We start from the raw sequence: 22,388 nt of genomic DNA on the forward strand, positions 1-22,388 counted from the left end.
GTCAGAAAGATATAATTAAGATACGTCAAACTTCACTCCATCAAACATTTGAGGGATAATCCTCAGCTTGGTTATGTTAGTGCTAAGTTATCTATTACCAGATTTAGCAAACCTGAAACTGGAAAATTGCGTTCTTGACGAGATAAACACTCAGATAAATGTGATTGTTTCCGCAATCACTAGAGTAGTTAATTGTCCAGTTTGTAATCAACCAACTCACAAAATTCATAGTCGCTATGAGCGAAAGTTAGCAGATTTACCCTGGGCTGATTACAGCATTACCTTACAGTTAAGGGTGCGGAAGTTTTTTTGCCTTAATAAGTCGTGTAAACGACGTATTTTTACAGAAAGGCTGACCAATGTAACCACACCTTGGGCGAGAAGAACTCTACGTTTAGCTCAACGACTGAATGCGATTGCTTTAGCTAATGGTGGTGCAGCAGGGGTAAGACTCTCACAGCAATTGGGGATAAAAGTTTCTCGCAATACGCTATTAAATTTAGTCCGCTCAATCCCACTACCACCAATCGTAACGCCACACACTCTTGGGGTAGACGACTTCTGTTTTCGTAAATGTAAGACTTACGGCACAGCACTAATTGATCTAGAACGCAGCCGACCAATTGCTCTACTCAAAGATGCAAAGGCTGAAACCTTGACAGAATGGTTAAAATCTCACCCTGGTGTTCAAGTTGTCTCACGAGATCGGTCAAAAACTTATGAAAGTGGTATTCGCCAAGGCGCGCCAGAAGCCATTCAAGTTGCAGACCGCTTTCATCTATTGCAAAATTTATCTCAAACGCTTCATCAAGTCTTTGGTACTCACGCCAAAGCACTTAAAGAAGTGGAAAAACAAGTCTTGAATACTGATACTAAAGTGCATTTAGAGGTGGAAACACCACTTGAAGAAGGCAAAAGTATGTTCGCGCAGCGTCCCGTAGGGAAGACAGAGGGTATTCGGGAATTGGATGGGGACACATACCCCACCCAATTGCAGACAACTGAAATTCAAAACTTGGGTGGTAGTCTTCAAGCATTTTTGACAGAGAGTACAGACGGATTGACTGCACGGGAAAACCTAAGTGCCAACCATCTGCCTTTTCCTGATAACCTTTCCCTGATTAGTGAGGCTCATCCCGGCTCAGTTGTGCCAAGGTTTCCCCAAAACACAGCTCTAAAAAGGAAAGTCCAATCTGCCGAGGCACGGGCTAGACGGAGGGACATCCATGAGCGAGTTTGGAGCTTACGTTCTATTGGCCTATCAGTGCAAGCAATTGCTCAATCCCTGGGAGTTTGTAAAAACACCGTATATAATTACTTGCGTAGCTCAACTTTTACCGAACGTCGTGAACGTAGCGACCAAGGTCTGAGCCTTCTCAACCCTTATCATGATTACCTCCTCAGTCGCTGGAATAGCGGTAACCACAGCACCCAAAAACTGTTTAAGGAAATTCGCGCCTGCGGCTATACCGGTAGTTATGCCACGGTCTCTCGCTTCACTCGTTATCTCAAGACCGTGCCTGGATTTGAACCAGCAAAAGGTTCAAGAAAAAACGCTTCCCCCAGGATTAGCTCTTCCTCCCATCGTCCTCTCACCCCCAGTCGCGTCACCGCTTTAGTCTTGCGACGACCAGAATTAATACAGCCTAATGAGCGTGAAGTCATCGCTCAACTACAAAAAGCCCATTCGGATTTAAAGTCAGCTATTGAACTAGCTCAACAGTTTGCATCTCTTGTGCGTCAACGTCTGAGCGAGCAGCTCGATGCTTGGTTAAACAAAGCTAAAAACAGCTCGGTTTCTTTGTTGCGCTCCTTTGCTGTTAGTTTAGAGTCTGACTACGATGCTGTGAGAGCAGGTGTAACTATGTCAGTTAGTAATGGCCCAGTTGAAGGGCATATTAATCGACTGAAAATGTTAAAGCGGCAGATGTATGGTCGTGCCAAGATAGACTTGCTTGAGCGACGATTCTTGTTAGCAAATTAAAGATTTATAAGTGTCCATGTTGACTTTTTTCAGTATAATCTTTGTACTTCAAACTTCTCTAAACTTCAAACTTAATTATGAGTTATAGAAATCAGTTTATCTGGCAAAGGGCAGTTCAACTTGCCATTAATTGCTATAAATTTACACGCTTATTCCCTCAATCAGAATTGTATGGCTTAACCAGTCAAATCAGACGTTCTTCTGTATCTGTAGCATCCAATATAGCGGAAGGCTATGGTAGGCGTTCCAAGCCAGAATATATCCAGTTCTTACATATTGCGTTAGGTTCTTTAAGAGAACTTGATACGCAATTAATCATTGCCAAAGAAGTAGATTTAGCTGATAAAGACCTTTTCACTCCCATCTTGAATGAGGTTGAGGAAATGCAAAGTATATTAGTTGCTACTTTAAACAAACTCAAGGGTTGAAATTATTACTTCTACTCTTCCGACTTCTGCCTTCTGCCCTCTGCCCTCTGCCTTCCCCCTACCAAGATCACCAAAAGTTGCCAAGAACCTATAAACTGGATACTCATTTCTGAAGCATATCGTGGGTTAAAATCTCATTTTTTGTTTCAAATCACACTAACCTCTAATAAATCAATTTTTAGCAAATCATACTTGCAGTCAATCAGATTATGTCTATGAAAGCATGGTGCTGCTGCTATTAGTTTAACTGGCTGGTCATAGTCAATTTGTTCTGCAAATAATTTTCCATCTAATAGGTTGTCATAATAACGAGTTAACTGCTGAATAACATATCTATCTTCAGCATTTTTAAGTTCAACGTATGACTGACTGGAATCAAAAACAAGAACGCTTCCTGCAATATAATATCCCTACTCGCTTGGGTCACTTAGCTGCTAACTTAGCCCGAATTAAATCTTTTTGTGATCATGTAACGCCTCAAGATGTAATAGCCAGTCTTTAAAAAAAAGTTTGTATTTTATTGAGTGGACTGTACCTAACATGGTGCAGACAGATGTTGACCAAGCAGCTGAGTTAGTGGAATTGGGACGGACTTTAACACGTTGGTTATTTAGCTGGGAAAAAATTAGAACTGACAGCACAGCTTTAACCCAGGTTCAAACTGAAGTTAGGCATCATGTAAAAATAACTTGAACGATTTACCGAATAGTTAGATCATCAGAATGTAACCGAATTAAAGGCTTAGATGTCTGATAACCAAGTAGTAGAAAGCATTCAAGACAAGTATGATTCGTTAAAGCCCTATTTGAACGAGAAAACACGGCGTGTTTGGGCAGCAATCGAAGCCCGAAGCCTGGGGTGGGGAGGTATCAGTCAGGTTGCGCTCGCAACTGGACTATCCCGGACTACAATCCATGCTGGGATAAGGTTATTGTTAGAAGCTTCAGAGGAAGAAACCTCGAATGGCGATAGTAATCGAATTCGTTCGTCAGGTGCTGGACGTAAACTACTGGAAGAAAAAGACGCGATGCTGTTATCAGATTTAGAATCGCTGATTGAACCAGTGACGCTGGGAGATCCAGAATCGCCTCTAAAATGGACTTCTAAAAGTGTAGTGAAACTGGCCGCGGCATTAAACATTGGCGGACATAGGACTAGTCCTAAAAGTGTTTACAACTTACTTGAATCGCTGGGCTACAGCTTACAATCAAATCGTAAAACCCGTGATGGCTCATCTCATCCAGATAGGGACGACCAATTTTTACATATTTCCAAGCAAGTCTTGCACTTTCAATCCCAGAACGAACCCGTAATTTCAGTGGATACTAAAAAAAAAGAATTAATTGGAGATTTTAAAAATTCCGGAACCGAGTGGTGTGAGAAGGCACGGCCAATTGAGGTGAAGATGCATGATTTTGTTGACCCCAAATTGGGCAAAGCAATTCCCTACGGAATTTATGATTTAACCTCAAATCAAGGATGGGTGAATGTTGGCATCGACCACGATACAGCAGAGTTTGCAGTCGAGTCTATTCGTCATTGGTGGTACTCAATGGGAAAAGAAGTTTATCCAAAAAGCCAGCATATAATGATTACGGCTGATTGCGGTGGTAGCAATAGTTATCGCTCTCGATTGTGGAAATTGAAGCTACAAGAATTAGCAACTGAAACTGGTAAAACTATTCATGTGTGCCATTTTCCTCCAGGCACAAGTAAATGGAATAAGATTGAGCATCGCTTGTTTTGTCACATTACCCAAAACTGGCGAGGCAGACCATTGACCAGCTTACAAGTTGTGATTAATCTAATTCGCAATACTACCACCACACAAGGATTAGAAGTTGAGGCTAGATTAGATCCAAATCTCTACAAAACGGGAATCAAAGTTACAGACCAAGAGCTTGAGACTATTGCAATCGAACGAAATTCTTTTCATGGTGAGTGGAACTATATTATCAAACCCAAAGTAGGCACTTAATTGTTCAGGTTATTTTTACATAACTCCTTAGTTCATGGTCGCAGCGTGTTCTGGATATGTCGGGATTGTTATCAGAATCAACAGCGATCGCCTAGAAACTAAATTTCACAACAGGGATTAGGGTTAATTGCCATTTAGATGGACTATTGCAGGTATGTCGATCTAGGGGGGACGTATTGGAAATAGGGATTTGGGGCGTTAATAACATAAATAAAGGAATGAAGTCTTTCTGGTGATAGACTTCATTCCGTTGCAGGCGATCGCCGAGGACGATGAGCTGTGAAAGCAGACATTTTCATGCAGAGTTACACGTTCTAGCCCTTTTGTGTAATGGGGCTGACTATATACTGATGTGACAAATGGTACGGTAAGGGAACTAGAAATTTTACGTGACCGTGTTTTGTCTGAACTGAAGTTAGGTAAGCAAGCTACTGGGTATAAAACTGCTCAGAAGGTTCTCAATCGTTTTATTGCTGAACTACTCCATTCAGTTTAGCTGCTTGGGGAATTCGCCAACGATATCGGTATCTCGGCGGCCACCCGGTATAACCTTATCTGGAGATCGCCTAAATGTTGATACTCATCATGAGATCCTCTAATGGAAGTCCTGGTTCCAATATTGATGATTTTTCCCGAATGAGCTGTTTGAGTAAATCCGATCCATATACTGCAACTGAGTTGTATCGAATTGATGAAAGTACCCATGTTAAAGATCGTTGAGAGAAGCGTATTTTGTCCTGTGTCTGTTGGTCGTATTGACTATAATCTCCCATTGATACATGATTAGGATTTCCAGCATCATCATATTGTTTAAAGTTAGCCCATGAGTGCAGGAAACTTGAATGGTAAATGATGTACATTAACAGACTTTTAAGCTCTGATGAATCGTATTTGGGTGGTTGGTCTCCGGAGTAAAGACTTCGTTCTTTTAATTCAGCAAAAAGTTCGTCAACCTGAATCGCATTTACTTCGGTGCGAAGTTCATCTTCAAATGGTTGTAGTAAACCCTGTTCAACATAATTGTTAAGTAGTTCCCAATAGGCTGTTGCCGCAGGTGTAAAAAGGTCTCCGGGAATATCACGTGGCAAATCAGCGATTGGATTCCACATATAACTCAGTTTACTTAATTCATTTTTCATTACATCAACAATAGATCCCTGCGTTAGCATGGAGGCGATAGGGATGAAACCTGTTGAACCGATAATCTTTGGAACAGCTGATGAGTTGATAAATATCAGCCCCTCAAGATGAGGATTAATAAACGCCCGCACAGGATGAGTGGGAGCGAGCCTTCTTTTTATAGCCATAACATATTGTTCAATGTTGAAGTGACAACGGGCTAAATGAAGTTTCAGCTCTTGTGAAAGGAATTCGGCTTGCAGGTAAGTACGTTTAGCATATTGCCATTGTTCTTGGCATGGCGTAATTTCATGATCATCTATTTTTATTGAATGCAGCTTGACACCATTTTGTTTATCAACAAAAAGCCGACATTGAACAAAATCAGGAAAGTGCAAGCCTGGCTTGATGTCATATTTTGCCAGATTGTGAGTAAGCTCATGTGTCCAGCCTTCTTGACCAGAAGATTCGCGAATTGCACCTGGATTGTACCCATTGAGCCGACGTTCTAAAAAGTAGCTGTCAGGGATATCGGTGGGATCAGTAGTGCCAACTGCCAAATCCAAAGCTGTAGTAGGCATGGCTGATACAAGTGCTTCAATCTTGTCGTGTTCACCGTCTGAAGGGTATGAATTATCTGTAAGAAAATTATATTTCTCTAATAGAAAAAGGAATCTTTTAGAAGGAATTTCAGTCACTGGGAGAGGGAAATAAACTGGTTTTCCAGGCAAATCATCCTTACTTCCATACAAATACTGAGTGCGTTCAGCACGAACAATGGAGCCAAAATAATGAACTAAGGCACCAGACACTCCCAGTGATGCAAAATCATCTACACTATATGAATTTGGAAGTTTTAAATCATAATGAGTATTGCCCGGATTGTAGGCAATTTCTTGATAATAATCATTTTCAGATTCATCTTGATTAAGCACTATGGCTGCTATATCGAGCCAAGGGTAGGTGTTTGGATCCCATATATTACTGCAATCTACAGCCACATCCTCAATCGATCTGAATTGGGCTTGCAAGACGTACTCCACAATGTTTCCGTCAGTCAATCGTTGGCGAAACTCATTTCTTAGATAATTTTTTTCGCGAGTATCGCCCCGTTTTCTGGGTAATACCAGTCTAGGGCCTATTTCAACACTGTCATCTAATAAACCGCCTTCTGTGCTTTGATTAGGATTTAAAAGGCGAAAGCGGGCGTAACGGGATTTCTTTTTGGAATCCACCCATTCATAACAAAGCTGTGTGTGGTAGTACAATTCAGTAAACGAATCTGGATTGCGTAAGGCTGCCTCCACTGCATACCTTCTTAAACTGCCACTGGCAAGCATATCACTTTTTTGATGAAAATCTGAACCAAAAAATTGATGATACAATCGGGCTGTTGGGAGTCCGAAAACTTCACCAGTATTGAGTACAAGATCCAGTAGTCGTGGCTTACTTAGGTCATCACCGATATTTCCAATTCTAATAGCTGAACCACGACCGTTTATAAGAGCATCATCTTTTGCACCACCCACAATATTTGCATGACGAAAAATGACATCATATTTTTTACCTGGGGTGAATAGCGAATGAGAGGGGACATCACTGCTATGCAATACGGTTAAGTTCCCTTTGACTATAATTCCGTCGGTATGCGTTCCACGGCCTCTTAGTGCAAGACCAGCAGCAGAGAACATGGCTTGCAACTCAAGCATGATTTTTTGAGATTCTGAATCCAATAAATTTAACAACTTCAAGTAAGTATTCAAATCCATGATCTAATCCCCCAATAGGTTGACCTTATCCAATGCGATGTAAATTCAATTCAACTCAACTACTAATCATCAAAAGTGGCTCCTTCAAATCTCAATTGGCGGTACAATCCCCGCTTAATCCCGCCACTAGAGGCAAACTAAGCCTCAAATCTATTCAGATGGTTAAATGGTATTCCTGTCCCGATCTCGTTTGATTAATATTGGTGAAAGATTGAGTGATTTAATAATTAATATTTTTTCACAAGCCAAGTATTGTTTTATGTTCTACCCATCTGGCAACATAACTTTGCTAAAGTTAAACCCTGATGAAACATTTGTAGACTTATCGGGGTGTAGTACAAGATTTATGCAAGTTCGCAAATAATTTTGAATAAAATAACGTAAAAAGCTACAATATGGGGTTTTTTGTACGTCCCCTCGAAAAGGGGGAATAGCAAAAACGAAGTTTGGCATTATTACCTTCAAATCCTTGTAAGCTTTGCTTTTCCCCCCAACGTGTCTCAGAAACTATACGAGTTGAGACACTCCTGTATTGTGTCTCTTTTTATGTCTCAAAATGCAATTCTTAGATCGTCTAAGGACTAATGAGACTCTCCCAAACCTATAGCTCTATGAAGGTTTGCACTATTTTAAAGGTCAAGCACCATTCTTGATTAAATTCCTTAATCCCCCTTTCCGAGGGTTTGTATAAAAAACCCCAACTATGTTTTAGTGATCGCCGATATAGCACCCCTTTGCAAAGTGCAAAAATGCGGCTCTCTGACTCCAGGCGCTACGAAACCTCTCCCTAAACAAGAGCGATCGTCCAAAACAAGTAATAAAGAGATGCCGAACCACTGTTTCAAAAAGCTTTGAGAATTGCTGAACTTACGTTGGGGGTAGATCATCCCAGCACAGTTACTATCCATAAAAATTTGAAATACTTGCGGGATAATTAAGCTTAACACCAGTCTTATTAAAAATTATAAACAAGCTCAATAAGATTCCACCTATGAGCCAGAACGTGTAATGAGGATATGCCGATCTAACCGGGACGCAGCACGACTAAGATTTTCGAGCATTAACAGCATAAATAGAGCGATGAAATTTCTGATGATGAGCTACAGCCCACGGCAGACGATCGCCCTTGGCGATGAGCCGTGAAAGCAGACATTTTCATACAGAATTACACGTTATAGCCCTTTTTTGGAGTCCTGCATGAACTATGAGCCTTAACAATAAGCTAAAGAGAGATTGCTTCCATTAATTGCGTAATTGAGAACAGAAACAATGTATTAATAGTAAAATATGATACCGCACTAAAGAGGTAGTAAATGGAGCCATTAACTGCTGGTGCGATCTCTATCGCTGGGCGTTCCTTGCCATCGCCTAAACTAATATCCCCGAACAGGAAGGATCACCAAAAGTTGCCAAGACCTAAATTATGATTCAAAGGACACTTGCTCCCGTCGCGGCTCAACTATTTGCTTAATACAATCTTTCGTACTCTAAATTAAAACACTGCTTGAGCCATTGCTTAATTTCATTACGAGATGGACTAACTCTGGAGTTTAATGTACCAATAGGTAATATCTCTCGTAACTGTGCCATCTGCGGTGAACGGTCATGTTCTTCTATAAGTTTCCCATTATCAAAGATTAGCTCATAGACAGTTCTGAACTCGTATGCAGGGGGAAAGCCCATCCCATAATACATCTCGCAGATGGAGTCGTTTCCCAGTAACAAACCACCAGTAAAGGGAATCAACTTCCGTATAGCATCTATTTTACAGTCCGATGACTCCCAACCCCAAGACTTTGTATATTGAGTAGTTGGTTTACCAAACAGCTTCAATAACCGCTTCAAATGATCTGCTTCACTTAACCCAATATTAAGTTTTGTAAGAAACAGAGATGTATCAGTGACTTCATAAGTGCAGTAATAACCTCGCCAGCAAGCAGTAGAAATTATATCGAAATTGATGCCATACTTTACTGGATTAAACAACCTATAACCATTGGTACTAGCAAGGGTAAAAGACTTCTTCTGATATAAGACTGTATCGTAAATTTGTTCAGTCATTGACTTAATTTTTAGTTGCAGTTTAGTCATCAATGCTAGTGTAAAGAATAGCTTTGCTGCATCCGCAATTTTATTTAAATATTGGTAGGAGAGTTTTGTTGAAATACTGTTAAATGTTAAAAATTTAGTTTGTTGATTTAAACATTCTGTAAGGGTGCGGGGGAAAGATATTTTTCATCTATGATTGTGAAATTTTTTCATTGGGACTGTCTTCTGCCTTCCCCCAACCTGACCAAAAGTTACCAAGAACCACATTATGATTCAAAGGACAGTAAGTTTCAGTTCGATTGCTTATTTACCCCCAATCTTCAGTGGGAGGTTCTCCAACAAAGATTGCACCTCGTTGAATTAGGTCTTCTTTTATCTGTTTTGAAATTCCTTGATTGTTTCCAAATCGGGCTTTTTCTACATTTGCACCACTCAGATTGGCATCCTGAAGGTTGCTACCAATTAGATTGGCATTTCTCAAGTTAGCATTTCTCAAGTTAGTACCACTCAGGTTGGATTGAGCCAGCATTGTATTACTCAAATCAGCATGGTTTAGGAAAGCACGGCTCAGGTTGGCTTTGTTCAGATTTGCTCCTTTCAAATTGCCATACCTCAAGTCGGATTGATTGAGCTTGGCTTCAGTTAAGGTTGAATGATTGAGATTTACACAATTTGCACTAACATTGCTTAGGCTAGGATTATGTAATGACATTTTCTCCGCTAAGGCAATCAGAGCATGAGCGCGATTTGACTCAGACTGAATTTCTCTGATGGCGGCGAGTGCTTCACTTAACAAATCAGGTGGCAGTTTCTGTGCTAAGTCTCTCAGTGCATCGGCGCGATATGACTCAGGGCGAATTACCGTGGCGGCGGCGAGTGCTTCTGGTAACACAGAAGGCAGTTTTTCTGCTAAGGCAATCAGGGCATCGGCGCGATATGACTCATCATGAATTTCCCTGATGGCGGTGAGTGCTTCACTTAACAAATCAGGTGGCAGTTTCTCTGCTAACTCTTTCAGTGCATCGGCGCGATATGACTCATCATGAATTTCCCTGGCGGTGGCGAGTGCTTCTGGTAACACAGAAGGCAGTTTATCTGCTAACTCTCTCAGGGCATAGATGCGATTTGACTTATCCCGAATTTTCCTGACGGCGGCGAGTGCTTCTGGTAACACAGAAGGCAGTTTCTTCGCTAAGGCAATCAGGGCATTGGTGCGATTTGACTCATAGTGAATTTCCCTGATGACGGCGAGTGCTTCACTTAACAAATCAGGTGGCAGTTTCTCTGCTAACTCTCTCAGGGCATTGTCACGATGATACTCATGATGAATTTCCCTGATGGCGGCGAGTGCTTCTGGTAACACAGAAGGCAGTTTCTGTGCTAAGGCAATCAGGGCATGGACGCGATTTGACTTAGGTTGAATTTCCCTGATGGCGGCGAGTGCTTCACTTAACAAATCAGGTGGCAGTTTCTCTGCTAACTCTCTCAGGGTAGAGGCGCGATTTGACTCATCCTGAATTTCTGTGGCGGCGGCGAGTGCTTCTGGTAACACAGAAGGCAGTTTCTGTGCTAAGGCAATCAGGGCATGGACGCGATTTGACTTAGATTGAATTTCCCTGGTGGCGGCGAGTGCTTCACTTAACAAATCAGGTGGCAGTTTCTGTGCTAAGGCAATCAGGGCATGGGCGCGATTGGACTCATCCTGAATTTCCCTGATAGCGGCGAGTGCTTCACTTAACAAATCAGGTGGCAGTTTCTCTGCTAAGGCAATTAGGGCATGGGCGCGATTGGACTCATCCTGAATTTCCCTGATAGCGGCGAGTGCTTCACTTAACAAATCAGGTGGCAGTTTCTCTGCTAATGCAATCAGGGCATGGGCGCGATTTGACTTAGGTTGAATTTCGCTGATAGCGGTGAGTGCTTCACTTAACAAATCAGGTGGCAGTTTCTCTGCTAACTCTCTCAGGGTAGAGGCGCGATGATACTCAGGCTCAATTTCCGTGGCGGCGGCGAGTGCTTCTGGTAACACAGAAGGCAGTTTCTCTGCTAAGGCAATCAGTCCATAGGCGCGATTTGACTTATGCCGAATTTTCCTGACGGCGGCGAGTGCTTCTGGTAACACAGAAGGCAGTTTCTCTGCTAACTCTCTCAGGGTAGAGGCGCGATTTGACTCATCCTGAATTTCCCTGGCGGCGGCGAGTGCTTCACTTAACAAATCAGGTGGCAGTTTCTGTGCTAAGGCTCTCAGGGTAGAGGCGCGATGATACTCAGACTGAATTTCCCTGGTGGCAGTGAGTGCTTCACTTAACAAATCAGGTGGCAGTTTCTCTGCTAACTCTCTCAGGGCATGGGCGCGATTGGACTCATCCTGAATTTCCCTGGCGGCGGCGAGTGCTTCACTTAACAAATCAGGTGGCAGTTTCTCTGCTAACTCTCTCAGGGGATTGGTGTGAGGATACCCACCCCGAATTTCCGTGGCGGCGGCGAGTACTTCACCTAACAAATCAGGTGGCAGTTTCTGTACTAACTCTCTCAGGGCATCGGCATGAAGATACTCATCCTGAATTTCCCTGATGGCAGCCAGTGCTTCACTTAAGACAGAAGGCAGTTTCTCCACTAAGGCAATCAGGGCATCGGCGCGAAGATACTCAGGCTGAATTTCCCTGACTGCGGCGAGTGCTTCACTTAACAAATCAGGTGGCAGTTTCTGTGCTAACTCTCTCAGGGCATCGGCGCGAAAATACTCATCCTGAATTTCTCTGGCGGCGGCGAGTGCTTCACTTAACACAGAAGGTAGTTTCTCTGCTAACGCTATTAGGGTGGAGGCGCGAAAATACTCATCCTGAATTTCCCTGGCGGCGGCGAGTGCTTCACTTAACACAGAAGGCAGTTTCTCTGCTAACTCTATCAGGGTAGAGGTGCGAAAATATTCATCCTGAATTTCCCTGGCGGTGGCGAGTGCTTCACTTAACAAATCAGGTGGCAGTTTCCGTGCTAAGGCAATCAGGGCATCAGCGCAAAGATACTCATCCTGAATTTCCCTGGCAGAGGTGAGTGCTTCACTTAACAAATCAGGTGGCAGTTTATCTGCTAAGGCAATCAGGGCATGGGCGCGATTTGACTCATCCTGAATTTCCCTGATGGTGGCGAGTGCTTCTTTTAAATTAATCCAGTCTGTGTTGCTCAGAATGGTGCTTTTTAAATCAGCACCACTCAAATTAGCACCACTCAGATTAATGCCAGATAAGTCAACTTCGCTTAGGATTGCCCCACTAAGATCGACACCTGAAAAATTATTTTCACCTGCATCTAAACGACTCAAAAACTCTTCAACATCCATACTAAGTTTTTTGACATCCTCCCCCGTTTAGAAAACGGGGGATTCCAAGAATCACTTCTTGGGCTTTCTCTTTCCACGACTCGACTTATTTGGAGGAGTTACCTCACCCAAACAGAGGTCGATATCTCCAGAGACTTGAGATCCTGTGTGTCCCACAGTACGTAGTCCTAGTTCAAGTATGTTCCGTGCAGCGTTCCAATCCCTGTCTTGAATATGTCCACAGTGAGGGCAAGCATGAGTTCTTGTACTCAGCGACTTTTTCACTACTTCGCCACAGTTGGAACAATTCTGCGAAGTGTGATGGGGTGGGACTGCAACAGTCACTACACCAAACACTTTGCCGAAATACTCAACCCATTGCCGAAACTGCGTCCACGCTGCATCACTAATCGACTTGGCAAGATGTCTATTCCTGACCATGTTCCGCACCTGCAAATCCTCATAGGCTACCAAGTCGCTAGACTGGACTACGCACCTCGCCAACTTTACGGCGAAGTCTTTACGCTGCCTACTTACTTTAAGGTGTTTTCTACTCAAGCGATTTCTTGCCTTGACTCTGTTGTTAGAACCCTTCTTGGTTTTAGACAATCTGCGTTGCAATCTCTTGAGAGACTTTTCGCTTTTACGCAAGTGTCTAGGGTTCTCAACTGTATTGCCTTCGCTATCGGTCAAGAAATGGTTCAATCCCACATCCAGCCCAATAGTTTTAAGCGTTGGTTCTCGCCTTTCTACTCGCTCTTGGTCAATGCAAAACTGCGCGTAGTACCCATCGGCACGACGCACAACCCGCACCCTCTTGAACTGTTTCAACTGGTAGAAATGCAAGTCACGAGTTCCCCAGAGTTTGAAAGTTCCTGCTTTAAATCCGTCGCTAAAAGTGACATAACGACGGTCACTACTAAGCTTCCAGCCGCTAGTTTTATACTCAACACTCCCATGCGTCTGTTCTTTTTTAAAGCGTGGATAACCTTTCTTCCCGGTTTTGTTTTGCTTGCAATTGTCAAAAAACCGAGCAATTGCACTCCACGCTCTTTCAGCAGAAGCTTGTCGAGCCATAGAGTTGAGTTTGGCAACGAACGGAAAGTTTTCATTGGCAGCAAGGACAGCGCAATAAGCACTCAAATCATACCTGCCGATGTTTTGGTTGTCCATCCAGTACCGGAGGCAAGCATTGCGGACAAAACGAGCAGTTTTAATCGCCTCATCCAGCAATTGATACTGCTCGTTTGTTCCTTCAAGTTTTGTCTCAAATACTAGCATTTTTACGTCAAACTCTCTGACGTAATTATACCATGTTACGACCGAATAAATTCGGTCATTCGCTTATATCCCCCGATTAAAAATACGGGGGCTTTACGCTTCACGGCTCGTAATGGAGGGCTGGAGTTAGTGTTCCCAAAAAAGATTGAGCCATTGATACGCAATAGAAATGCGAGACAGTTGCTTGTAAACCATTGATAGTCTTGGCTGTGGCAAATAAAAGTAAGAAATTGGGGGCTGGATTTTCTTTCTTTTGAAAGTATTATTTCTCTCTGCTCTCTTGAGGCGATCGCCCTCTACCTCGACCTCTCAACAAGCTTACGCCACATTACCTACTTCAAAGCCTTATCATTAAAACAGTTTAGCGACTAATTAAATTCCATGTCTTACTTTTTTACTTGTAAGTACTAAATTGATCCCGAAAACAGATGTTTTCGGCTTGCTATTTTTTAATACTTAGCCTTTACCAAGGGAAAGGTGGCTATGTCGATCTAGGCGGGTCGCGGCACGGATGCGGGTTTCGAGCGTTATCTTAACAATTAAAGAAATGATATTTTTCTGGCAATAGGCAACTCCTCACCGTAAGCGATCGCTTCTAGCACGGGTTGTAGTTCATCGCCTCAGTTAATATTATTTAACTGGGTAATATAATCCATCTTCACCAAAACGCCAGCCACGAGAACCGGGATCTCGATGTCGGCTCCATGATTCAAACTCTGACGGACTTTTGTTTTCTCGTTCTCTGGAAAGACTTAATTCATCAACACCCAATCTTCGAGCTAGATTTTCCCCAGCCAAGGATTGAATTTCCACTGATTTAGCATGGAACTGATGAGATGATGATGAAAATTGCCTTCTGCCTGTATTTCCTTGTTGTCGAAGCTGCCCCAGTGCATTGTTGAGTTGGGCAAGGTTCTTGGCGACAGTTTCTAACTTTTCTTCCAGTTTATTTAGTTGTTGCGCTTGTTGCTGGGTGGATGTTGATTCTATACCTTGTTCTATACTCTGGGCGAGTTGCCCTAAAACAGTTTCAATTCGCTGTAAGCGATTTTCTATACTACTTTCTATACTCGAAGTGTTATTAACCTGATTTGCTTCCAGTGTTGAGAGTCGGTTAATTATCTGGTGTAGAACATCTTCTATACCGTTTTCAACAACTTCCGTCTCTCCTAGTATATGATGCAGACCATGAACTACCAACTCTGTTGCTGAGGTGTTGCGCTTTTTGGCCTCGGCTCTGAGTGATTCAACTAAAGATTTGGGAAGTTTAAAATTTACCGATTCCCGATCTATAGCCATTAAAACACCCACGCTTCAGCAATACTCATCTTTAGTTAGCTTACAGCTTGTTGGTATGTTCGTTGAAATTTTTGCCTTCAACCGCATTGTAACAAAGATTTCGGGTAGCTTGTATAAGCTACACCTATTCTGATACCTTCAGGTGATCATATTAATCATGCAGTAATGTCAAAAAACCCTCAAGGACAACCTAATTGGCAACCTATTAGCAGACTGCCCCTCATCGCACAGATGATTGAGCAAGGATTGTCAGATGCTCTAACCCAGTACCAAAACTTACAAGAGGCTCAGAATCGTCCCCATGTTCTTGATGATTACACAGTAGGGCGAGTAATTCAGGTGTTTGGGGAAGAGCAGCAATTTCTTGAAATCTACTCAGAGCAGTTAACAAGGTGGAAACAAGAAAACCTTAACGCCACTCAGAGAGAGCAAATAATCAAACTAGAGGGGCTATTAGAGCAGCTAAGTACAACTGTAGCTTCAATTTTGGCTCTGACTGACGAATTGAAACAGAAGACAATTGAAAAAGTTCTTGACAAGCCAGACTTAGAAATAGGGCTGGATGTGCTGTTAGGAAATCTGAAATTTTAAAAGATGACAGTGCCAGAGAGAAAAGTAAAATACCTGTCTGATGCAGACTGCATACTGAAGAACAACTTAAGCTACTGCTTCCCAATCCTCAATTTGTAACCCATTCACCCGATTAAACTCAGATGTGTTGTGAGTGACCAGTATTAAATTATTCACAAGTGCGATCGCTGCAATCTGTAAATCATTAGGGCCAATTGGAGTACCACTTATTGCTAATGCTGCACGGATTCTACCGTAAGTTAGGGCTGTAACATCATCAAATGGTAGAGATACAAACAAGTTGAGAAACTGCTGCTGTCGAGCTAAAGTCCTTTCGGGATTATTGCTTTTCATTGCGCCGTAAAACAACTCTGCCTTGACCACCGAACACACAGCAATATCTTTTACATTTGTTGAGCTTGACATCCTCCCCCGTTTAGAAAACGGGGGATTCCAAGAATCACTTCTTGGGCTTTCTCTTTCCACGACTCGACTTATTTGGAGGAGTTACCTCACCCAAACAGAGGTCGATATCTCCAGAGACTTGAGATCCTGTGTGTCCCACAGTACGTAGTCCTAGTTCAAGTATGTTCCGTGCAGCGTTCCAATCCCTGTCTTGAATATGTCCACAGTGAGGGCAAGCATGAGTTCTTGTACTCAGCGACTTTTTCACTACTTCGCCACAGTTGGAACAATTCTGCGAAGTGTGATGGGGTGGGACTGCAACAGTCACTACACCAAACACTTTGCCGAAATACTCAACCCATTGCCGAAACTGCGTCCACGCTGCATCACTAATCGACTTGGCAAGATGTCTATTCCTGACCATGTTCCGCACCTGCAAATCCTCATAGGCTACCAAGTCGCTAGACTGGACTACGCACCTCGCCAACTTTACGGCGAAGTCTTTACGCTGCCTACTTACTTTAAGGTGTTTTCTACTCAAGCGATTTCTTGCCTTGACTCTGTTGTTAGAACCCTTCTTGGTTTTAGACAATCTGCGTTGCAATCTCTTGAGAGACTTTTCGCTTTTACGCAAGTGTCTAGGGTTCTCAACTGTATTGCCTTCGCTATCGGTCAAGAAATGGTTCAATCCCACATCCAGCCCAATAGTTTTAAGCGTTGGTTCTCGCCTTTCTACTCGCTCTTGGTCAATGCAAAACTGCGCGTAGTACCCATCGGCACGACGCACAACCCGCACCCTCTTGAACTGTTTCAACTGGTAGAAATGCAAGTCACGAGTTCCCCAGAGTTTGAAAGTTCCTGCTTTAAATCCGTCGCTAAAAGTGACATAACGACGGTCACTACTAAGCTTCCAGCCGCTAGTTTTATACTCAACACTCCCATGCGTCTGTTCTTTTTTAAAGCGTGGATAACCTTTCTTCCCGGTTTTGTTTTGCTTGCAATTGTCAAAAAACCGAGCAATTGCACTCCACGCTCTTTCAGCAGAAGCTTGTCGAGCCATAGAGTTGAGTTTGGCAACGAACGGAAAGTTTTCATTGGCAGCAAGGACAGCGCAATAAGCACTCAAATCATACCTGCCGATGTTTTGGTTGTCCATCCAGTACCGGAGGCAAGCATTGCGGACAAAACGAGCAGTTTTAATCGCCTCATCCAGCAATTGATACTGCTCGTTTGTTCCTTCAAGTTTTGTCTCAAATACTAGCATTTTTACGTCAAACTCTCTGACGTAATTATACCATGTTACGACCGAATAAATTCGGTCATTCGCTTATATCCCCCGATTAAAAATACGGGGGCTTTACGCTTCACGGCTCGTAAACGTTGTCTAATTGCTGGTGACTTGCCATTGAGATAACGAGCGCAAACATTGGTATCTAATAAATACCTCACACTATTTCTTCCCTTATCTCAAAATCACCCTCAGAATCGATAATAATCGGGTCATCTTGGCAGATACCATAGGTCTGCTCAAAAAAACCACTTGGCCAGCCCAATTCTTCTGGTGTTGTCACTGTTGTCGATGACTCTAATTGTTGATAAATCACCATCACTTCTATTTCCTTGTCCGTTATACCCAGTGGTATCTCTAAATGCAAAATGCCATCAGAGCCTACATGAGAACATAACTTGATACTTTGCATTGTTTTCTCCAAACCACTGAATTTATTTTAAAGTTTCTTCACTAAGACATATAGTTTTTTACTCAACACCCTCAACAATAGGAAATAAAGGACTTCCAGGCGACCATAATTCTGTACTATTTGGATTTTCATCATAGAGATATACAAATTTAGGGATGGCGTTCCACAGACCGCAGGCAATGATGCTACGCCCCACAGGAAGCGATCGCCTGGACAAGATTCACAATCAGTCTTTCTGGGAAGTTAAAGCTTGTTCTTTCGCCACAGCCTCAGCTATAACTTGCCGCAGCCATTCGGAACGGTTGGGCTTGTTACGCACATAACTATCTAATTCGTCTGGCAACAGTACAGATATAGGTTTCGCACCAGATTTTACTCCTACTCCTTTTGATTGAAAGCGAGTAGCAATATCATTTCTTTCCATAGTAATGAGCCTTTTTCTATAAGCTTATCTTAGCAAAGCCCGTATATATATGGCAATACATTAGTTATTTTAATCAAGAAATATCTAGATTTTGTGGTTTATCCCATATATATATGGGATAATAAAAGAGTAAGGAATAGGAACGGAGCGCCACAAAAACTCCCGGTAACGGAACCGAACCGAAGCGTGAAATTTTAGATGTAGCGCCAAGTCCAAAACTCTTACATACACAACAGAAAAAGCACCCCCGACGACCAATCTAAAGGTGCTTTTTCTGAGTTTTAATTCTAAAAGGATTCTAACACATGAATTTGTTTTCTAACACTCTAATATTTCACTCAGAACTAGATGCTCAATTAGTTGCTGAACAAATTTACAACTGCTATCTTGAAGGCAACATTTTAACTGTTCCTTTCCAAGAACAAAGAGCAGTAGATTTAGCAATTAGTTTAGCTGGTGTTGACTTACCAATAGTTAAAGGTGCAAGCTGTTTACTTCCTTTTCCAAAGCATGAACGCGAATGTCAAGATGATGATGCACCACAGATTTATGTAGCTTGTCTATCTGCTTACAATAACGGTAAATTGCACGGAATGTGGATTGACTGTACACAAGATGCTTCGGACATTCAAGAAGACATTGAATGGATGTTATCTTGGTCGCCCTGTCGTAATTACGAAGCCTGTGAAGAGTGGGCAATCCATGATTTCCAGAACTGGCATGGTATTCACCTTGATGAATACGAAAGCATAGAAAAACTAGCTGAACTCGCTCAAACATTATCAGAGCATGGCACAGCCTACGCCGCTTATTATGAGTATGACAGTAGTGAGGCCAGTGTAGAAGATTTTCAAGAACATTACTGGGGCGAGTATGAAAGCGAACAAGATTTTGTTTATGACCAACTCGAACAACAGGGATTGATTAAGAACTTAGAAGATATGGGTATTCCTAGCTTCTACCTCGATTTTGAAGCAATAGCCCGTGATTGGTTTATCGACTCCTACTATTCAGTAGAAGAAAGTTATAAGAAAGTCTACGTTTTTAGTCGTCACTAATAAAATTAAGGGGGTAGTTAATAACTACCCCTTTATATTTAAAAAGTGACTAATTGACAAATCAATTTTGAGAAAAATTATTTGTCAGCTTGAAAAACAGCACGATTAATTAACGTTGACGATTGGATTTTTTTGGAGATGTTTGTTTGATGTAATCACTAGGGATGACCACAGTTTTTTTATCCAGCCGCAAAAGGTAACAGTAACTTTTGGTATTTGGACAGGCGATCGCAGAAGGGAAGTTAAGACCCGAAGCGAAGCCCAAGGATAAGTAAATTGCAAACGACCCCAGATAGACTAACCAGCCTGACCAACCAGATCCAATCCAACGAGCAAAATAAATTAAATTTACTCGGAATTCGTGAGAGCGCTGACTTCTCAATTGGGCTTGTTTTTGTTCAGCCTCAATCCATTGCTGAGATTCATTGAGTTTAGTCAAAGCTATTTGCGTAGCCCGAAGCCTGGCTTTATCTTCAATAATTTTGTGTGCCTTGACTTCAATAGTACGCTTTTCATCGGCTATTCGGATGTTGACCCATTCTCCGATGTCGGCGGCAAGCTCATTAAAGGCGGTGGCGACGGGAATATCGGGGAAGTCTGCTTTTTTCCCATGACTTTGGCCTTAAATGCCTCTCGTAGTTGCTGCCACTCCTGTTGAAATTGGGGCGATTGCATTTCCTCTAATAAAGATTGCAAATACAACTTGGGCAGTCCCGCCATATCACCTTTAGCTTTCTGTCGCACCATTTCTCTGATTAACTCTCGCTCCTCCTCACCTAATAAAGCGGTAGTATCCCCAAGCTCCTGCAAAAGCGCATCAGTATCTATATCCCCTTCTGGCGTGGAATCATTGGTACTTAATCCAAAATGCTGCGCCACTTCCTCAACGGATTTACCTTGCTTTTTAATTAAATCACCAGCCTCAAGGAAGCGATCGCATTCAGCCTGAGAATATTCATCCTTTTCTGATAGCCCACAGGCTTGTAATACTTGCATTGTTTCTAGCAGGCTGAGTTTAATCCCTTTGTCACGGGCCTTAGCTAGTAACTCAGTAGTATCAAGGGGTTTGGCAGCCTTCCTTTTCTTCTTACCTTCTGAAGCATCATTTTCTGGGGTAGTGGATGTATCAGAGTTCTGTTGTTTGATTAACTCCACTGCTTGTTGAAAATCAACCGCCGCAATTTCTTCATCACCATACTCTTGTTTATCCACAGGCAACCCGCAAACTTCCAAAGTTGCATTTACATCTTCTGTTGATAGAGCGTACATATTCTGTAACGCCTCTTTGGTATAAGGCATATTACCCTCACTAATTAAATAATCCTTCAAAAGTGCCGTCATCTTCGTGATGTATCAACTGCTCTAAATCTGGCTGCGAAGCATGGTCTGATGCTTCAGGAGCAGTTAATGGTTGCAAATCAAGCTCAACCTTTGGTGTTTTGATCACTGGTCGAATAGGTTTTGTAGCTGTGGCAGGTTGTAATACAGCATCTTCTAAATCCAGACCGAAACTTTCAACCAGATAGCTAATATGCAGCTTCAAGCGATAAACCGCGTTCTTAGCACACTGCTTTAATTCCTCATCTGAACACCCTGCATTCCTCATTGCAAACGGTAGCCAATAGGCGGACAGGGCAGAAAATAGTTTATCTCTCTCGCTAAGAACTAAATTTTCCTTGGCTTTGAGAAAGTTGACCAAGGCAACATTAGATTCTTGAGATTCCAAAGCAATACGGCATCGGTACTCGATTGGCTTATCCATTGGCAGTACCTACCTGTACTTTCTTTTGCCTCATACTGTTACCACACAGGTAGAAAAATAATCCATAAACATCGGTTAATCGGTATTGCAGGGATTTGGCAGCCACTTGAGAGAAATTACTGGTGATTTGTGATTCCAAATGGTCACACCAGTTAACTGTAGTTGCCGAAAACAAGTTATTTAGTTGAGAGCGAAAATAGTGAGCAGTACCGCCACCAATAATCACTTCATCAACATCGCGGGGAACTTGCAACTTTAACCAATTAGACAACATCATCCAGTATTCTTTTCTGCCGTTAGTCACAGCATTTCTAATTGTGGCTAACTCATGTTCTTTGTAAGCAGCATCGACAACCGCCAATTCTTCTAGGGCTTTAGGATTAATATTTCGCCCAGCTTTGCAAATCGCCGCCGTTAACTGATGGGCATTTAAGCCGGATGTTTGCGCCATTACCGATTCAATCATTTTGGAGAATCCCAAAGGTTCTGTTTTCCCCTTGCTCATTTCCCCGCGTTCAATCACTAGGATAGAAGTATCCCGGTATCCCAGCATGATCACAGCAATGGTCTGGTCTTTGATACTAGAACCAGGGGCGCGACCTCTAGTTAGGATACCTCCACCTTCCGGTAAGCAGATAAAAGCATCCACTACAAAGGATTTGGACTGTTCTTTGAACTTATAATCAGCTAATGCTTTGGTGATTAGCTCCCCAAATAAGGCCCTATCTTGGTACTCACCCCACGGAAGTAAAATACCTAATCTGATTGAGGAGTTATTTGGTAACTCATGTTTATCTGCGATCGCTCCTACCATCGCCAAGACTTTAGGTAAAGCTAGTTCAAACTTGCGGCGTTGCAATTGCAAATCTGCATTAAAGCGCTTCCTCGCTAGAAAGCCGACAGCTTGGAAGTTGTTTTGATATTCAATCCAAGCACTATTCTCAGGGGAAGAGCTACCCACTTTACTTTGTTCATAAGCTTGTAAACTTTCTAGAGGGACTGTAGCGACTTCCGGCTCCATCAAAATCAGTTCTGGTTTAAAGCTTTCCAAGGTGTAAAAACATTTGAGAAACGAACCACCCGGATCTACTGCCAGCGTTAATGGGTTCATAAAATTTGATGACTCAGTAGATGAAAATCTTGGTAACAAAACACATCAGCGTGCGATGCCAGTTTTATGTGAAATCTATGGTAAACTCTCGTGCAAATCATGTTAATACTATGTGAAAACCATGTCATTTTT

At 42.4% G+C, this 22,388-nt stretch carries 22 protein-coding genes; 7 read left to right on the plus strand and 15 right to left on the minus strand.

Annotated features, from left to right (window positions below):
• Nucleotides 1-73: 73 nt before the first annotated feature.
• The 5 genes from ACN222_RS29800 to ACN222_RS29820 all read left to right on the plus strand — a co-directional run bounded on the left by ACN222_RS29800 (nucleotide 74) and on the right by ACN222_RS29820 (nucleotide 4,390).
• Nucleotides 74-1,984, plus strand: a complete 1,911-nt coding sequence (locus ACN222_RS29800) for an ISL3 family transposase (protein ID WP_010994074.1) — start codon at nucleotides 74-76, stop codon at nucleotides 1,982-1,984.
• Nucleotides 1,985-2,061: 77 nt separating this feature from the next.
• Entirely contained in the window at nucleotides 2,062-2,412 is a 351-nt protein-coding gene (locus ACN222_RS29805) for a four helix bundle protein (RefSeq protein ID WP_010994075.1), read from the plus strand.
• 361 nt (nucleotides 2,413-2,773) lie between these two features.
• Nucleotides 2,774-2,914, plus strand: a complete 141-nt coding sequence (locus ACN222_RS29810) for a hypothetical protein (protein WP_231865450.1) — start codon at nucleotides 2,774-2,776, stop codon at nucleotides 2,912-2,914.
• Between the two features lie 38 nt (nucleotides 2,915-2,952).
• Complete coding sequence (locus ACN222_RS29815; protein WP_231865451.1) at nucleotides 2,953-3,105, plus strand: hypothetical protein; 153 nt, start codon at nucleotides 2,953-2,955, stop codon at nucleotides 3,103-3,105.
• A gap of 52 nt (nucleotides 3,106-3,157) precedes the next feature.
• Entirely contained in the window at nucleotides 3,158-4,390 is a 1,233-nt protein-coding gene (locus ACN222_RS29820; protein WP_010994077.1) for an ISAzo13-like element ISNsp4 family transposase, read from the plus strand.
• Nucleotides 4,391-4,956: 566 nt separating this feature from the next.
• Here the strand turns inward: ACN222_RS29820 and ACN222_RS29825 are convergent.
• The 5 genes from ACN222_RS29825 to ACN222_RS29845 form a co-directional block, all read right to left on the minus strand.
• Nucleotides 4,957-7,278, minus strand: coding sequence for a linolenate 9R-lipoxygenase (locus ACN222_RS29825; RefSeq protein ID WP_010994078.1), 2,322 nt, complete (start codon nucleotides 7,276-7,278; stop codon nucleotides 4,957-4,959).
• Between the two features lie 1,467 nt (nucleotides 7,279-8,745).
• Nucleotides 8,746-9,339: a hypothetical protein gene (locus ACN222_RS29830; protein ID WP_149028795.1), complete on the minus strand. Its 594-nt coding sequence runs from the start codon at nucleotides 9,337-9,339 to the stop codon at nucleotides 8,746-8,748.
• A gap of 295 nt (nucleotides 9,340-9,634) precedes the next feature.
• The gene (locus ACN222_RS29835) at nucleotides 9,635-12,667 is read right to left on the minus strand and encodes a pentapeptide repeat-containing protein (RefSeq protein ID WP_419756918.1); all 3,033 of its coding nucleotides are present in this window, start codon (nucleotides 12,665-12,667) and stop codon (nucleotides 9,635-9,637) included.
• A 51-nt stretch (nucleotides 12,668-12,718) separates the two neighbouring features.
• A complete protein-coding gene (locus ACN222_RS29840) occupies nucleotides 12,719-13,927 on the minus strand; it encodes an RNA-guided endonuclease InsQ/TnpB family protein (protein WP_010994068.1) in 1,209 nt (402 codons plus the stop codon).
• Nucleotides 13,928-14,557: 630 nt separating this feature from the next.
• Nucleotides 14,558-15,226, minus strand: coding sequence for a hypothetical protein (locus ACN222_RS29845; RefSeq protein ID WP_044520323.1), 669 nt, complete (start codon nucleotides 15,224-15,226; stop codon nucleotides 14,558-14,560).
• A gap of 165 nt (nucleotides 15,227-15,391) precedes the next feature.
• Between ACN222_RS29845 and ACN222_RS29850 the strand changes: the two genes are divergently transcribed.
• Nucleotides 15,392-15,817, plus strand: coding sequence for a hypothetical protein (locus tag ACN222_RS29850; RefSeq protein WP_010994083.1), 426 nt, complete (start codon nucleotides 15,392-15,394; stop codon nucleotides 15,815-15,817).
• 66 nt (nucleotides 15,818-15,883) lie between these two features.
• Here ACN222_RS29850 and ACN222_RS29855 read toward each other — a convergent pair whose 3' ends face one another.
• The 6 genes from ACN222_RS29855 to ACN222_RS29880 are packed head-to-tail and all read right to left on the minus strand — an operon-like array spanning nucleotide 15,884 to nucleotide 18,325.
• Nucleotides 15,884-16,222, minus strand: a complete 339-nt coding sequence (locus tag ACN222_RS29855; protein ID WP_419756919.1) for a type II toxin-antitoxin system VapC family toxin — start codon at nucleotides 16,220-16,222, stop codon at nucleotides 15,884-15,886.
• Nucleotides 16,223-16,256: 34 nt separating this feature from the next.
• Entirely contained in the window at nucleotides 16,257-17,465 is a 1,209-nt protein-coding gene (locus tag ACN222_RS29860; RefSeq protein WP_010994068.1) for an RNA-guided endonuclease InsQ/TnpB family protein, read from the minus strand.
• 35 nt (nucleotides 17,466-17,500) lie between these two features.
• Nucleotides 17,501-17,650, minus strand: a complete 150-nt coding sequence (locus tag ACN222_RS29865; protein WP_419756920.1) for a hypothetical protein — start codon at nucleotides 17,648-17,650, stop codon at nucleotides 17,501-17,503.
• Nucleotides 17,647-17,901, minus strand: a complete 255-nt coding sequence (locus ACN222_RS29870; RefSeq protein WP_010994085.1) for a hypothetical protein — start codon at nucleotides 17,899-17,901, stop codon at nucleotides 17,647-17,649. The genes ACN222_RS29865 and ACN222_RS29870 overlap by 4 nt, the downstream gene beginning before the upstream one ends.
• Nucleotides 17,902-17,959: 58 nt before the next feature.
• A complete protein-coding gene (locus ACN222_RS29875) occupies nucleotides 17,960-18,118 on the minus strand; it encodes a hypothetical protein (RefSeq protein ID WP_158629528.1) in 159 nt (52 codons plus the stop codon).
• A gap of 9 nt (nucleotides 18,119-18,127) precedes the next feature.
• Nucleotides 18,128-18,325, minus strand: a complete 198-nt coding sequence (locus ACN222_RS29880) for a hypothetical protein (RefSeq protein ID WP_010994086.1) — start codon at nucleotides 18,323-18,325, stop codon at nucleotides 18,128-18,130.
• 305 nt (nucleotides 18,326-18,630) lie between these two features.
• Here ACN222_RS29880 and ACN222_RS29885 point away from each other — a divergent pair, with 305 nt between their 5' ends.
• A complete protein-coding gene (locus ACN222_RS29885) occupies nucleotides 18,631-19,383 on the plus strand; it encodes an antirestriction protein ArdA (protein WP_010994087.1) in 753 nt (250 codons plus the stop codon).
• A 109-nt stretch (nucleotides 19,384-19,492) separates the two neighbouring features.
• Here the strand turns inward: ACN222_RS29885 and ACN222_RS29890 are convergent, their stop codons facing one another.
• The 4 genes from ACN222_RS29890 to ACN222_RS29905 form a co-directional block, all read right to left on the minus strand.
• The gene (locus ACN222_RS29890; protein ID WP_044520324.1) at nucleotides 19,493-19,822 is read right to left on the minus strand and encodes a hypothetical protein; all 330 of its coding nucleotides are present in this window, start codon (nucleotides 19,820-19,822) and stop codon (nucleotides 19,493-19,495) included.
• 80 nt (nucleotides 19,823-19,902) lie between these two features.
• Nucleotides 19,903-20,682: a hypothetical protein gene (locus ACN222_RS29895; protein ID WP_010994088.1), complete on the minus strand. Its 780-nt coding sequence runs from the start codon at nucleotides 20,680-20,682 to the stop codon at nucleotides 19,903-19,905.
• Nucleotides 20,683-20,692: 10 nt separating this feature from the next.
• Nucleotides 20,693-21,145 carry a hypothetical protein gene (locus ACN222_RS29900; RefSeq protein ID WP_049942296.1) on the minus strand — a complete coding sequence of 151 codons (453 nt, stop codon included), beginning with the start codon at nucleotides 21,143-21,145 and terminating at the stop codon, nucleotides 20,693-20,695.
• Nucleotides 21,138-22,256, minus strand: coding sequence for a ParM/StbA family protein (locus ACN222_RS29905; protein WP_010994090.1), 1,119 nt, complete (start codon nucleotides 22,254-22,256; stop codon nucleotides 21,138-21,140). Before ACN222_RS29905 ends, ACN222_RS29900 begins: the two co-directional genes overlap by 8 nt.
• Nucleotides 22,257-22,388 lie beyond the last annotated feature (132 nt).

Source organism: Anabaena sp. FACHB-595 (assembly GCF_048568275.1).
Lineage (GTDB): Bacteria > Cyanobacteriota > Cyanobacteriia > Cyanobacteriales > Nostocaceae > Trichormus.